Below are 14,388 nucleotides of genomic sequence, written 5' to 3' on the forward strand. Positions count from 1 at the left end.
CTTAATGCGCATACCCAAGCAATCTTGGAAGCCACAAAACGAAATCGGACCAGTAAGTAATTATTACAAGTCCCATAACTTCTATCGGTATCCAATATTTTAGCATCTCTTTGAAGACCTTTCCGACGGGAGTTTTGCTGATAGCACTAGTTATGAAACCGGTTTGTCCGTAAGGAGGCGTATCCAGCGCAAGCATAAGGTTGAAAGTGGTTACGATTCCGAAATGAACGGGGTCTATCCCTGCAGCCCTCACAAGTGGAAAGACGATCGGTATAATTACCAGCTGTATGACCGATACGTCGAAGAACATTCCAAGGATGAAGAAGAGAACATTAACACTCAAAAGAAGCACCCAGGCACTTGACAGAAGGCCCATATCCACGAATGCATTAGTGAGCAACAGCGGTATCTCTTCTCTTGCTAGGACATATTTCACAACAAAGGCGCCGGCAATCATGAAGCTTATTGCGCCAACGTTGTACACTGTCTTTAGCATTATCTTTCGTAGCTTCTTCAATCCAAGCGTGCGATAAATGAAGATGCTAACGAGAATTGAATATGCAGCCAGTACCGCCGCCGATTCAGTCGGTGTGAATATGCCGCCATATATTCCAGCAAGCAAAATGACTGGGGCGAGCAAAGCCGGGAACGACCTAACGAAACTCCTGGCAATTACCTTGAGTGGGTATCTCTGCCCTTTGGGATAGTTCCTTTTCTTTGAGAGGTACAAAGCCATACCGGCCTCGATAAAACCCAGAAAGAGCCCCGGAACAATTCCCGCCAGAAATAGGTATCCGAGCGAAGTCCCTGTCAGCATAGCATAGATAACCATGGGGATACTGGGAGGGATCAGCGGCGAAATCGTTGCCGAAGCGCACGTTACCGCGCAGGAGAATGGACCGTCATAACCATCGTCCATCATCGCTTTTATCTCTATTGTTCCGAGACCTGAAACATCAGCTATTTCCGATCCGCTCATTCCCGCAAAGATAATGCTGGCGCCAATGTTTGCGTACGCAAGTCCACCCCTTACACCTCCCAAGAGTTGCTTCAAAAAGCCAAAAAGCCTGTCAGTAATCTCAGTATCATTCATAACGTTCGCGGCAAATATGAACATGGGAACCGCAAGGAGAACGTCCTGGGCCCTCAGTTCGATTGCCATTATGTCTAGGAAGATTCCCAGATCCATTCCGGAAGTAATGAAGTAGGCAAAGCCCCCCATGATCATCCCAAAGGCTATCGGATACCCCAGAGCGAAGGTTGCACCAAATATAATAAAAAAGAGTATCAATCCCATGGTTCAACCTCCTTAGCAAATGTCTTCCCGGAAATGAGTTCCAGGAAGCTCTTCACTATCCAGATCACGTTGTGAATGAACGTCAATACCATGAAAATCGGAAAGCACATGAAGAGATATGTCCAGGGTATTCTGAGAACCTCTGATTTTATTATTTTGTAAAAGATCACATCGCCAAGCACTGGCCCCAGAGAGACCAGAAGGACTATGCAGAAGAAAAGGTCGAACACTATCTGGAGTATCAGCTGCACCTTCCTGGAAAACCTAAGGAAGAGAATATCGAACTTTATATGAGCATCGAACTTTCTTGCGTAAGGGGCGCCTAGGAATATCGTCCAGATGAAACTATATTGCGCTATCTCGAATAGCTCCGGGGAGGGACTGCTGAATACATACCTCAAAATCACCTGGAAGAAAATGCTGAGGAACAGAAGCCCGAGAAAAATAGTCCCGCCCCAAGATTCAATTAGATTCAGCAGAATTTGTAATGTCTTCAAAAGCGACAAGAATATCTTTTTCATGACAACCCCCAAAACGATACCCCGGACCGGTTGTCTTCCCGGTCCAGGGTAACTAGCTCATCTTTCTAGTTCAGAGGATACGACTGGATCGTCTCATACATTCCTTCGCCCCAGGCTTTGTCAAACTTCTCATCTGAGTAGAAATCCCTCGCCAGATTCATAAAGGCTTCTTTGTCGGGCACGATTATCTCCATGTTGTATTCATCTACAAACTGCTTCAGAAGCTTTGATTCCTGCTCCAGAACAAGATAGTTCATGTAGTAGCGGGCAACTTCAAGCGCTTTAATAATGTAAGTCTTGTACTCGAAAGGCAGAGACTGCCAGAACTTCTCGTTAATCACAGGGTTGATCATTCCTATAGAATGATCTGTTAGGATTATGTACTTCGTTACCTCAACAAACATTGCCGAGAGATCGGTGGGAAGCGGATTGTCTTGCCCGTCGATAGTACCTAACTTGAGTGCTAGATATACTTCTCCGAAGCCCATTGGAGTAGGATTGCTTCCGATTGCACGTCCCATGTCCATGAAGGCCTCGTTATTGGGCATTCTGATCTTCATGCCTTTGAGATCTTCCGGCTTGTAAACGGGACCCGCCTTTTCGGTCGTGTTGAGCTGCCTCATACCGAGATACCATGTATCCAGAACCCTCATTCCGGTGTTCGAGGCCAGTTCATCGAACCATCCCTTTACCATCGGACTGTTCATAACGGAATACATGTGGTCAAGGCTCTTGAAAATGTAAGCTGCATTAAGCACTCCCATCTTCGGCATATTGCCAAGATCGGCGAACCACGATGGCGCTCCATCGCCGGCCATCTCGAGGTCTCCTCTCATAACTGCCAGCAAGGATGTCTGTTGATCTCCAAGCTGGCCTGAATGGAAGACCTTCACAACTATTTTGCCTCCGCTAAGATTCTCGACAACTTCGGCAAACTTATTCATTGCAAGGACTTGCGGTTGAGTCGGTGCAGCTACCGTATTGAAGCGAATTGTATAGGTCTCCTCAACGGCAAAGCAAACGAACACTGTTAGCAGAAGAAAAACTACGATAAATGCCTTTTTCATCGCCAAACCCCCTTTCGGTTTTTTTGTTCCTGAAAGTCAGGAGATCTTTCCAAACTTTCTGAGTGTATCTTTCAATACTGCCACTTCATCTTCTTCGATTTCCATTAGTGGCGGTCTTACACGTGCGACATCTAGCCCGGAGTGCAAAGCAAATGCCTTCTTAACCGCCGGCAATGGATTCGTCAAACGCCTGTTCCTTCCAAAAAATGCGCTGAACAGCGAATACAACTCTTTGAAACTGCCGGTTGCCTTCGTGGCGTCGCCTGAAAGAAATTCTTCGATCAGATTTCTCATCATATCGCCGATAACGTGAGAGCCTCCGCTTATTACACCAATTCCTCCCTGGCTCATGACAGAGAGGATCATAAGATCATCACCGGAATAGACAACTATCTTTCCCTCCGTTGCCTTCAAGAAGGCAGAGGTTTGTAGAGGATTTATTCCCGCTTCATCCTTGACCGCCACGATATTCTCAAATTCGGTGAGTTTTGCAAGGGTAGAAGGATCAATATTCGAAGCAGTGAAGAGCGGGATATTATAGACCATTATGGGAAGGTCCGTGTTCTTGCATATCTGAGAAAAGTGATAATAAATTCCTTCCTGTGTAGGGTGACAGTAATAAGGCACAACAACCATAGCTGCATCATAACCGAGTCTCGCCGCTTCTTTTGTCAACTCAATTGTTTCGTGAGTGTTAGCAGTGCCCGTACCGGCTATAAGCGGCACTCTTTCTCCGACCTCTTGTTTAACCTCTGCGAAGAGTCTAACCTTCTCTTCAAAACTCATCGAGTAGAATTCCCCATTTGTTCCGGCTATCACCAGAGAATCGCAATAGTTCTTACTGATCAAATAACTGGCTATTCTTCTTGTCATTGGATAGTCAATGGAATAGTCAGCTGCAAATGCGGTGCTCATTGGTATGAGTATCCTTCCAAACTTGCCAACAACGTCCATAAATATGGCTCCCAAGATTTCATTTAATGAAACATGATTTCTTTCAATGAAATTTTATCCCCTTGTGGGTCATTTTTCTAAACTCGTTGAGGTCTATTCTGGACTGACTAGAATCGCAGGCGATCGATTAATCACAAAAGTTGTCGAATTCCTTTCCAGAGGCAGTCTTTTGTGATCGTTTTTTCATTCGAATAGAGCCTTTTCAACTCTTCGCGCTATTCACAGGAAGTTCAGTTTAAGAAACGTAAATCGAGGCACTGTTAGTTTTCTCAGTACCAAAAGTTGACTAGGCGAAATCAGTTTGCTCTAAATGAAGGACCGGCGTTTATGTGGAAATTTGTCGAAGGAATGGTTGCGGATCTGGTAAAGAGGTACAAAGAATTTCTTAGCTAGAGTGAAGCAGATATATACTTCCTGTCTTGTTTCTCCTGGAAGAAGGCTTTCTTCGAGTTCGACACGTCGCAAGATCTAAAAGACATGAAAACGACTACGGACTCCAATATGAAGATTGAGAGAGAAATTTATATGGAAGACATCGGGCTGCGTCTTTATCCAGCAACCAGACTAATCTGCCTTTCTCGAGAGAAATCTTTGAGACCGGCAGTTCGGAATCCTCGTCAAGAAAGACCTTCTTGACGATATCAGCCTTCGAGACTCCCGTGCCCAAAACGATGACATTCCTGGACTGATTCAGTACTCGAAGACCGAGAGTAATCCTTTTTGAAGGCCTTTCGTCATAAGTTCCTTCAGTGGGAAGAACAAGGGAACGGGCATCGCTAATTTCCTTCGACACGGGGAAGAAGCCCAGTGTGCCCATCCTCTCCAAACCCTAGTATGACAAGATCAAAACTTACGTCAACCCTCTGAAGTAGCTTATCAGCTCGTTTCTATATTCGGAGACAGCCTCTTATTGAGAGAGTTCATCTCTGATCCTGTGGATGTTTTCGTTGGAAATACAGATACTTCTCAGCAAGAGTTCATTTACTGCCGACATTCCCGGAAATTATAACGAGGGTGATTTCACCCCCAGCTTGGCATAGATCTCCTTCTGCTTTTTAGTGACTTCTCCGATCATGCGGCCGTGTTCGGGAGACTCAAACCTTTCAATGGTGTCCAGTTCGTCGAGGAGACCCTGCAATGTCCAGTTCTCGAAGAGACAGGTGTCCTGCATCTTCTTCTTTATGTAGAAAAGATAGATCAAGGCAACAAACTCAACAAACAGCTTGCCGTTTAGCGATAGTTCAGATGAAACCTGCATTCTACGGAAATTCAATCGGTCTTTTAGGTTCCCGAACCCCTTTTCCACTATGTCTTTACTGCGATAGAGAGATAAGGCCTCGAAGGGATCGTTGACTTCATTGGAAAGCAGTGCGAAATAGCCATAGTTTCTTGCCGCTTCACGCATCGCCTCTTCATTCGGTGTGATTTCCCTGGATTTACTGGTAACAGTAAAGTATTTGTCGTAGTCCTTCATGCGGTATTCTTCACGTGTGTTGTTCTTAAGGTCATTGTATAGTATGGTCAGATAATCGTTCATCTCTGCCTGATCTTTGGCTGCCTTCTCGCCATTGTAGAAAAGATGCAGATATGCTCGTCTTTTCGAGCTGAAAAGGAGATCACCAGATTCTTCAATCCGTGCTAAAACATTCAAAATGATCAATTAGAGATAACCTTGACAAAAAGCCCCAAAAAAGGATTCAACCTCGTCACCCATACTGAATATTGTTTTCAGTTGCTTTGAAGAGCCTTATCACGAATGAGGAATAAGAATGTTAAACCATTTCACATTCCTTCCACTTACAGGTTCTTATAATAGTCTTAGTCTCAAATGGAGGTGACAGAAATGAAGAAGATAGCAGTTCTTTCGATCCTTATGCTGATTTTAGGAGTAGTGGCCACAGCTTCTCCCGGTTTTAGAAATGATATGGACGGGGAGATTTTGGAACTACGTCTGCAAATCCAGATTGCAAATGCAATAAATGCAGCCAACCTCTCTCCTGAACAGCTGGGCCAAGTGTACGATCTCGCAAAATCCACCCGCGACGAACTCGAAGCTCTAAAGGAAAGAGTCACAAATACTCTTGAAGAAACTCTGGAAAAAGCAATCTCAGGCGAAGAAGCGACTTTTCCAGAAATTGATTCAACCAGGACAAGAATGCAGTCGATAGTCGAGAATTATCTGAACGGTCTGAAATCAATTATCACGGTCGAACAGGCCGAGAATCTTGCTGAATACTTCAGAGAAAGGCCATTAGCCAATCGTTCTGAAGTGTATGAGAAAAATGCACCCATTAGAGAGAGAATCGAAGAAAGACTTCCGGAGATTGAGGAACAGATGAGACAGCAGTTCAGAAATCTCCCTCCCGAAGCTCAGGAACGCCTCAAGAATCTCGATGTTGACGAAAGAATGAGAGTCATGAAAGAAAAAATGACCGACAGGCTCAATGCCAGCAAACCTGGCATAGTTGAGCGACCCGTTCAAAACAAATTCACTACTCAAAGACTCGCAATGATGCTTCTGTCTGACGAAGCGCTGGAAGTAATGGAGAAGATGCTCGGCCAGCAATAAAGGAAGATGGTTCCACAATTTGAACCCGGAGACATTGAGTCTTCGGGTTTTGTTTTGGAAAACCCTTTGTGCTGGTTCGTATCGGCGCATTACAGAAGTATGCAACAAAGGACTGTATTTGTTTGACCACTGTCACTTGACCTCTTTTTTACTACTTCTTTCTAAGGATTCTTTACTTTGCTTAATCATTACTCGCTTGAGCACACCGCCTTGACCTTAGCACGACTGATTTTAGCTGATGCGCTTCAAAACACTTTCAGCTTTACAGAGACTCTCTCGCATAAGATTCGCTAGGCCACCAATAAAGATCCTTGATTCTTTCTCATTTGTTGACAACTGATTTTGACTCTTTTCAAATCACATTTCTCTACTTCAATAATCGGCTAAATTCGATCCTAAGCATTAGTAATAGTCGGTAATGGCTCTAAGGAATTGACAAACTCAAATACTAAAATATGGTGAATGGTTGTCTTGTGAGTGGACAACAGATCAAGTTGAGGTGCCAAGCCAAGATGAAAACCAAGAGAAGAACTGCAGTGGATATTGTAAACAAACTGAAGAAGATGATAGTCCTCGAAGGCCTAGATAGATTGCCTGGAGAACTGGAACTGTCAGAACGCCTGGGTGTAAGCAGAGCAGTCGTGAGAGAAGCGCTAAGAGTTCTCGAATATGAAGGCATAACAAGAACCATCCACGGCAGCGGAACTTTCGTTTTGAAGAAAACGAAGCTACGGATTCAGTTCAACGTAAATTTTGAAATTGAGACAGACAGTGCCAAAGATATATTTGACCTGATAGAGGTCCGAAGCACTTTAGAAAAATCTGCGATAGCTCTCGCAATATCTAACTCGAGTCAGAGCGATATTGAAGAATTTTCTCATTGCATGGAAAAACTCTCAGAGGCAATCAAAACAAGGATTGAGCTTTCCAGCACAGATGCGAGATTCCATAAGAAGATCTTTGAAATATCACACAACCGTTTTCTGAAAGAGGTCTTTGACGTGGTGTTTGATGGTCTGGAAGTTCTATGGAAATCCCCTCTTGGACTGGAAACTTTTGGTGATGCTGGTCTACCGCTTCACAAAGATCTGTACGAAGCTATCAAATCCCGGGATCTGGAAAGAGCTTTCAAAGTTTATGATCGCATCATTGAAATAGACAGAGAAGATATATACGATCTTACCGGTTATGGCCGAAAACTCCTTCACGACTGTCAAGACAATAATGGGAGGAATGCCAATGAAGATTGATGTTCTTAAAATGCTCGAAAGAGATGACAAATGGTATTTGGGTGGTGGAAATAGACTTTTGTGGACCCCGCCATTTCCATTACACCTTGATAATCCAGGGGCGTGGGATTTTTTGAGCTATTTCGACATGAGAATTGATCCTGGGTACACAATCAGTGCCGTGATAGACGGTATTCCAATCGATTTCAAATGTACCGGCAGAACATGGAATCCAGCCGTTCTCAGGAGTAGTTTTTCAGCCAAGAATGTAGAAATGATTGAAGAAAAGTGCATGCTAGAACAGGATTTCCTTGTATCTAAAGTCAGTATCAAAAATAGCAGCAGAAAGCCAATTGAGATGGATCTCATAGTTTGGACAGCGCATAATTGTTCAGAGAATGATAGTGAGACTGACATCAAGTCTGTTGAACCAGTAGACGGAGGAGTTTTATTCAGGAAGAAGCTCATTAAGCCACATAGAAAGCCAATTGAAGCAGAAATGCTTATTGCACTTGGAGGAATGGAAAGCTACAATGTCACATTTTCTGAAAGAACGGCAAACATTCCGAATTTTAGGATGACCCCTTTCTATGAAAAATTGAATAGTAGGGGTCTTTTGATGGAAATAACAAACGCAGGAATTAATCGTGAAGGTCTTTTGTACATAGGAATTCAAAGAAGAATCAGCATCCCTCCTCTCGGTGAATCATTTATCGTTTGCGGTCTTGGAGCCGCTGAAAGCAAGAATGAGATTCTCAGTAACTGGGATAGTCTAATTAACGAAGACCCTGTAGAATGCAGTATCAACAATTGGAACAATTACTTTTCGTCACTCCCTCAGTTTAAAATAAGCGACCCATTTCTTCAGACTTATTACTACTATAGGTGGTACGGTCTTAGACTATTCAAGAACCAAGGCGGTGAATCATTTATGAAACACCCTGCAATATCTGAGGGACTCGATTATTTCAGGGCACTTATTACATATAGCGCTCAGTGTCACATGCTTGAAACGCGTTGGTCAAACACTCTGGAAATCGGTCAGGGTAGCTTGCTGAACTTTGTCGATAACCAGAAGGAGGATGGGTCCTTTGTAGGCCACATTTACGTTAACCAGATCCAGGAGAATGGATTTTATCACGCCGACTGGGGAAGAGCGGTTAAGGATCTTTTTATGGTTCATCCGGATATGAGTTTTATTGGAAAGATATTTGGACCCTTAAAAAGGTATCTTAAATATTTCGATGCGGAAAGAGATCCCGAAGAATCAGGTCTGTACGATGTGGTAGATCAATTTGAGACTGGCCAGGAATTCATGAGCAGATATACAGCAGTGGATCCGATGGCCGACCGCTATGGCTGGACTAACAGCATAAGATTGAAGGGTGTAGATGCGACTGTTTATATTTATAGTCTGAAGAAGGCGCTGTCCTGGATGGCACGGCTACTCGATTTTGAAGAAGAAGCAGCTCTGTTTGATCAAAGTGCAGAAAAAACGAAGAAGGCTGTTCTGAGTTTCATGTGGGATCCTCAAGAAGAAATATTTTCCGATGTCAACCCTGTTAATTTCAAAAGAACTGGAGTGAAAGCAGCAACTTGTTTCTATCCGTACCTAACAGATATTGTAGACGAATCACACCTTCCAGGACTTAAAAGGCATCTACTTAACAGTGAGGAATTCTGGACGAAGTTTCCTGTCCCAGCAACAAGCCTTGATGATCACCTATTCAGTCAGTGGGCCGAATGGAAAGGAAAGAGACACAATTGCCCCTGGAATGGCAGAGTTTGGCCAATGACTAACAGCCATATTATTGATGTTCTGGGTATATGCTCTAGACGATTCAAAGATTCTCTTCTTCGCGAGAAGACTGTCGAGCTTATACTCAAATTCGTTAGAATGATGTTCTTTGAAGGCGATCCAAAAAGGCCAAATTGCTTTGAACACTACAATCCCTTCAATGGAAAGGCAAGCGTTTACAGGGGTGTCGATGATTACCAGCATTCATGGGTAATTGATCTTCTCTTTAAGTACCTGGCAGGTATTAATGTCTCAGAAGATGGAATAGATTTCGATCCCTTTCCCTTCGACCTCGATTTCGAGATCGACAACTTGAAGCTTGCAGGAAAATCACTGAAAGTCGTTTCACGTCAAGGCGTCTTCAGAGCTAACTATAACGGGGAGCTAACGGTCAAAACTTACAACTCCGCTTCAAAAGCGGACAGGTAAAAAGAATGGAGGTGGAACTATGCGTCGGGCAAGATATTTGAAAGCGTTTCTGGTGATTGCTGTCATTCTGCTTTCTTCACTTGCGGTCGGAGTAACCAAGCTAAGAGTCACAACCTGGGCAGGAGCTGAAGAGGCTGCTCTTGACGAAGAGATTATTGCAGAATTCATGAGACTCAATCCGGAGTACGAGGTAACTTACGAACCAGTTCCCGGAGACTATTATCAGAAGATTCTTACTGACATTGGAGCTGGTACCCCACCTGATGTGATCCTTCTGGATGCAGAGATGATACCCGCTTTTGTGGAAGGCAACTACCTGACAGACATCAACCCTTTCATTAGCAGGCTAAACAGAGATGGTGCGAGTGGCACTGATCTCACGGAGTATTTTCCAGTGCTCGTTGACATATTCAGATCAGGTAGGAGCCTATACGCCCTTCCTAAGGATACAAGCCCGATAGGAATCTTCTACAACAAGAAAGTGTTCGATGAGCTGGGGGTTCCTTATCCCCCGCAGGACGGATGGACCCTGGAGGAATTTGCGGAAACCGCCAGGCTCTTGAGCAAAGACACTGATGGAGACGGAAAAAACGACGTTTGGGGATTTGCCTTCCCATCATGGGTTGGAGTCGTTGTACCACTCCTATGGGCAGGCGGTGGTGAAGTCTTCAGCCCAGACTTCACACAAACCTCGGGATATCTGAACAGTGATCTCAACGTTAAGAACTATCAATTCTTCATGGATCTTCTCTCGAAAGGATACGCACCATCACCTCAAGAAGCCAGTTCTCTCGGAGGAACTTCAGCGCTTTTCTACACAGGTAAGGTTGGCATGACAATAACAGGTAGGTGGTTCAACGTATCAATCAAAGGACAGATCGCGAAGGGTGCCGACCTTGATGTCGGAGCCGCACCAATTCCATACGCAGCACCCGAAAATAAGGCGACTGTTACGTATGCCTCTGGCTGGGCGGTTCCGGCAAATGCAGCTGACAAGTCAGGTGCAACTAAGCTCGCAGCGTTTCTGTCAAGCGAATATGCACAGAAAAAACGTTGTTTGGAAGGTGGGTTGGCAATATCAGCAATCAAGGAAATTGCCGAACTGCAGGCAGAGCGGGACGAACTTGACGCGGTTTTCATAAAGATGCTTGATTTTGCAAGAGTACCGGTCGGTTCTCAAACAAAGTATTACAGACCTCTGTTTGAAGACACCTGGGCTGAGGCTTTCGACAGAATGAACGTAGGTGGAGAAACTGTAAAACAAGCAATGGACTGGGCAGCCGAGACAATTGATAAGTACATTGAAGAAAGAGAGAACTGACCTGGAATGAAGAGGGGGGCAGTCTCGGCTGCCCCCCTTATCCCTAGGGAGGAATAACTTTGAGGCGGCACAAGACACTAGTTGGTTTGATTGTTTTTGCTGGTCTTCTAATTTTGTTAACATTTGCTATTCTAAGCATTTACGCGAAAAGTAGCTTCGAAAACTTCACAGCAGAGAGTGAAGCGGCTTTGCTTAATAGTTTCAAGCTCAATTACCAGAACCTTATGGCTGAAATCGATATGAGACTGGACATATTAGTTGACAACCCTGAACTCGTTAATGATGTAATCCAAAGTCTTTCAGATGAAATAGAGTACGTAGGTTTGTTCGACTACTCCGGCAACTTACTACATGACTTCGGTTATGCCTCTCCGGCCCATCTGTCATCCTCTGTATTTTTTGAGAACCTCACTTTTTCAAGTGGCTATCCAAAGACCGAGATGGGGTTGATTGATGGAAGACCATATATTCAGACGGGAATTCTTATGCTAAATGACACGATTCTTTTGGTCGTTCTAGATAGATTTGATGAAATAACGGACAAAGCGGATAGTATCTATGGGAGAACGCTCAATGTGTACTTCGGAAATGAAGATGATTTCACTTCTTTTAATGCTTATCCAGCGCTTGATTATGAGACTTTGAACGCACTTTTCACGAAGACAGTGAACAGCCAAAAACCTGAAACCGAGGAGATATCTATAGAAAATGAAAAGGCCATGGTGAATGCCGTTGCTGTTTACGACTCTGACAATTGGGATGTAATCGGATTCTTTACGACTATAACTAAGTCTTCGGAATGGTTTGAAGAAAGTCGTTCGTTGTTGTTATTTCTCTGGATTTCCGCTTTTTCGTCATCGGCTTTTGCTATGTTCTTTCTTTATTTGCTTTTCAAGAGATCACGTTCCTCAGTGAAAATTGGTAAACCTATTCGTTTTCTCTTTGGATTTATTGCGTATCTACCAGCTATTATCTTGCTTGGTTTATTTGCTTTCTCTTTTTTCGGGAACTCACTTAGCAAGGTTAGCAGCGAGGCGGCTCTCAAAAACGCAAAGGGTTGGTTCAGCGACGCAGATTCCTTATTAGAATACGAAAGCGAAAAATCGATAAAGGAATTCGTTGACAGATCTAAACTAGCCTTGACTGCCAGTTTCATAATACGGAAAGGAGACGACATTGTCGCTTCGAACTTGAGTGAGAAAAGAATTTCAAATTTGAAAATAATAACTTCTTCCACCAAGAATGATATGGAAAGCGGAAAGGCGAAGGTGAACGATGTAGTTCACACTTATGTGAAGAAGAACATTGATGGTTTTGAATTCACGATCTTGTTTGAGGAAACTTCTCGAGAGAACTCCATTCTCTCAATACAGTTCTTTGCGATAGGAGCTATTCTCGTACTTCTCGTAATGGTTGTAGTGAGCACCTTCATCATTTCAAACATAGAATCTAGAACACTCATAAATAGAACTTTCATTGGTTACGCATTTCTTCTCCCTGCGCTTGTCCATTTAGTGTGGTGGGCCGTTGGCCCCATGGGATTCGCACTGTTCTTAGCTTTTAGAAGATGGAGCATTGTAGATGCAGCTAAGCCTTTTGTTGGTCTTGAGAATTTCATCGAGCTCTTTTCGGACTTCAAATTCTGGAACGCAATGAAGAATACCGCCGTCTATTCAATCTATGTTCCTATTGGTATGTTCATATCTCTGCTCCTAGCAATCGCCGTCAACAAACTAGGAAAGCTTTCTATTGTATTGAGGGTTCTCTACTATCTTCCCGTCGTAACGGCTGGGGTAGCAACTACTATCGTATGGCGGTGGATTTTCAATCGAGACTTTGGTGTCCTGAATTTCATTCTTGGCCTTGTCGGTATTAAGCCGATAGCATGGCTTGAATCGCCTCAGTATGCGCTTGTCTCAATGATGATAATCGGTATTTGGTCGTCAATAGGAAGTCAGTTGCTAATCTTCTTGGCCGGTCTTCAAGGGATACCAAAGGACTTCTATGATGCGGCCGCAGTCGATGGTGCTAGCAAGTCAAGGATTTTTTGGAAAATCACTCTTCCACTGTTAAAACCGACCAGTCTCTTTGTTCTTGTTACTAGTGTAATTGGATCATTCCAGGTCTTCACTCCAATTTACGTTTTGACGCAGGGAGGCCCTCTTAGGTCAACCGATGTCGTCTTCTATCACATTTGGCAGTCTGCCTGGGTAGATATGAGAATGGGGTACGCGGCCGCACAATCGTGGATCTTGTTCCTGCTGCTGGCCGTGCTGACTTTGGTAGAGTTCAAGCTCTTTGGCAAAGAGAGCTGGCAGGCTTACTTCTAGAGAGGAGATGATGAGATGAACAAAAGAATCTTCTCCATTTTCATCAAAGTACTGATTATGACTTTGCTCATTCTTCTTGGGCTATCCACACTACTTCCTTATATTCTCATGATCTCCTTCTCTTTCATGGCGGAGTTTGAAATGTACAGACTTCCTCCGAAGCTGATCCCAGATGTCCTGCGTTGGGAGAATTACGTGGAAATGTGGCAGTCGCAACCTTGGGGCAGATATATCTTCAACACTTTGTTCGTAACAATCGCAGTTCTTATCGGCCAGATAATCCTAGTTTCTATGGGAGGATATGCTCTTTCAAGACTATACTTTCCTGGCAGAGATTTCATGTTCAAACTCTTCATAACTTTCATGTTGCTCCCGGGGGTTGTCACACTGATTCCGGGCTTTATAATACTCCACTCGCTAAACTGGGTAGATACATATTGGGCGATGATAATTCCTGCACTTGGAAACATATGGGGAATGTTTCTAATGAGGCAGTATATGCTCAGTCTTCCAAGCAGCATAGAAGACGCAGCCAGAATAGATGGAGCCTCATCGTGGCAGATATTCTGGAAGGTCATCATGCCACTGTGCAAACCGGTTATAGCTACTGTTGGAACATTTACTTTTCTGGGACAGTGGCGTTCCTTCTTCTGGCCATTGATTGTCACAAGAAGCAAAGAAATGAGGGTCATAGAAGTCGGTGTTGCAATGTTTTCGTCCCAGTACGTTACAAATTATCCGGCACAAATGGCTGCGGCCGCTCTTTCGTCAATTCCAATGATACTGATCTATATCTTTGCTCAAAAGTGGATTGTTCAAGGAATAAGGCTAACATCCGGTTATGAGAAATAGATAGACGTTGGTGACGGAGAC

At 43.9% G+C, this 14,388-nt stretch carries 11 protein-coding genes and 1 pseudogene; 6 read left to right on the top strand and 6 right to left on the bottom strand.

Translation table 11 applies throughout. From position 1 onward, the window contains the following. Position 1: 1 nt before the first annotated feature. The 6 genes and pseudogenes from V513_RS09770 to V513_RS09795 all read right to left on the bottom strand — a co-directional run. The gene (locus V513_RS09770; protein WP_014731729.1) at positions 2-1,297 is read right to left on the bottom strand and encodes a TRAP transporter large permease; all 1,296 of its coding nucleotides are present in this window, start codon (positions 1,295-1,297) and stop codon (positions 2-4) included. Continuing rightward, positions 1,288-1,818 carry a TRAP transporter small permease gene (locus V513_RS09775; protein WP_014731730.1) on the bottom strand — a complete coding sequence of 177 codons (531 nt, stop codon included), beginning with the start codon at positions 1,816-1,818 and terminating at the stop codon, positions 1,288-1,290. The genes V513_RS09770 and V513_RS09775 overlap by 10 nt, the downstream gene beginning before the upstream one ends. Before the next feature lie 65 nt (positions 1,819-1,883). Next, complete coding sequence (locus tag V513_RS09780) at positions 1,884-2,885, bottom strand: DctP family TRAP transporter solute-binding subunit (protein ID WP_099772599.1); 1,002 nt, start codon at positions 2,883-2,885, stop codon at positions 1,884-1,886. Between the two features lie 36 nt (positions 2,886-2,921). Beyond that, positions 2,922-3,839: a 4-hydroxy-tetrahydrodipicolinate synthase gene (gene dapA / locus V513_RS09785; protein ID WP_099772600.1), complete on the bottom strand. Its 918-nt coding sequence runs from the start codon at positions 3,837-3,839 to the stop codon at positions 2,922-2,924. A gap of 487 nt (positions 3,840-4,326) precedes the next feature. Then, positions 4,327-4,656: a 6-phosphogluconolactonase gene (locus V513_RS09790; RefSeq protein WP_143752426.1), complete on the bottom strand. Its 330-nt coding sequence runs from the start codon at positions 4,654-4,656 to the stop codon at positions 4,327-4,329. 186 nt (positions 4,657-4,842) lie between these two features. Further along, a pseudogene (locus V513_RS09795) lies at positions 4,843-5,460 on the bottom strand (IS1634 family transposase); the annotation flags it as partial. Positions 5,461-5,682: 222 nt separating this feature from the next. Here V513_RS09795 and V513_RS09800 point away from each other — a divergent pair. The 6 genes from V513_RS09800 (at position 5,683) to V513_RS09825 (ending at position 14,367) form a co-directional block, all read left to right on the top strand. Next, positions 5,683-6,408, top strand: coding sequence for a hypothetical protein (locus tag V513_RS09800; protein ID WP_099772602.1), 726 nt, complete (start codon positions 5,683-5,685; stop codon positions 6,406-6,408). A gap of 512 nt (positions 6,409-6,920) precedes the next feature. Then, positions 6,921-7,658 carry a FadR/GntR family transcriptional regulator gene (locus V513_RS09805; RefSeq protein WP_180274875.1) on the top strand — a complete coding sequence of 246 codons (738 nt, stop codon included), beginning with the start codon at positions 6,921-6,923 and terminating at the stop codon, positions 7,656-7,658. Beyond that, positions 7,648-9,864 carry an MGH1-like glycoside hydrolase domain-containing protein gene (locus tag V513_RS09810; protein ID WP_099772604.1) on the top strand — a complete coding sequence of 739 codons (2,217 nt, stop codon included), beginning with the start codon at positions 7,648-7,650 and terminating at the stop codon, positions 9,862-9,864. The genes V513_RS09805 and V513_RS09810 overlap by 11 nt, the downstream gene beginning before the upstream one ends. Before the next feature lie 19 nt (positions 9,865-9,883). Then, the gene (locus V513_RS09815; protein WP_099772605.1) at positions 9,884-11,185 is read left to right on the top strand and encodes an ABC transporter substrate-binding protein; all 1,302 of its coding nucleotides are present in this window, start codon (positions 9,884-9,886) and stop codon (positions 11,183-11,185) included. Between the two features lie 59 nt (positions 11,186-11,244). Then, the gene (locus V513_RS09820; RefSeq protein ID WP_099772606.1) at positions 11,245-13,515 is read left to right on the top strand and encodes a carbohydrate ABC transporter permease; all 2,271 of its coding nucleotides are present in this window, start codon (positions 11,245-11,247) and stop codon (positions 13,513-13,515) included. Positions 13,516-13,530: 15 nt separating this feature from the next. Continuing rightward, on the top strand, positions 13,531-14,367 hold the full coding sequence (locus tag V513_RS09825; RefSeq protein ID WP_099772607.1) for a carbohydrate ABC transporter permease: 837 nt from the start codon (positions 13,531-13,533) through the stop codon (positions 14,365-14,367). Positions 14,368-14,388 lie beyond the last annotated feature (21 nt).

It is taken from the genome of Mesotoga sp. H07.pep.5.3, from assembly GCF_002752615.1.
Lineage (GTDB): Bacteria > Thermotogota > Thermotogae > Petrotogales > Kosmotogaceae > Mesotoga > Mesotoga prima.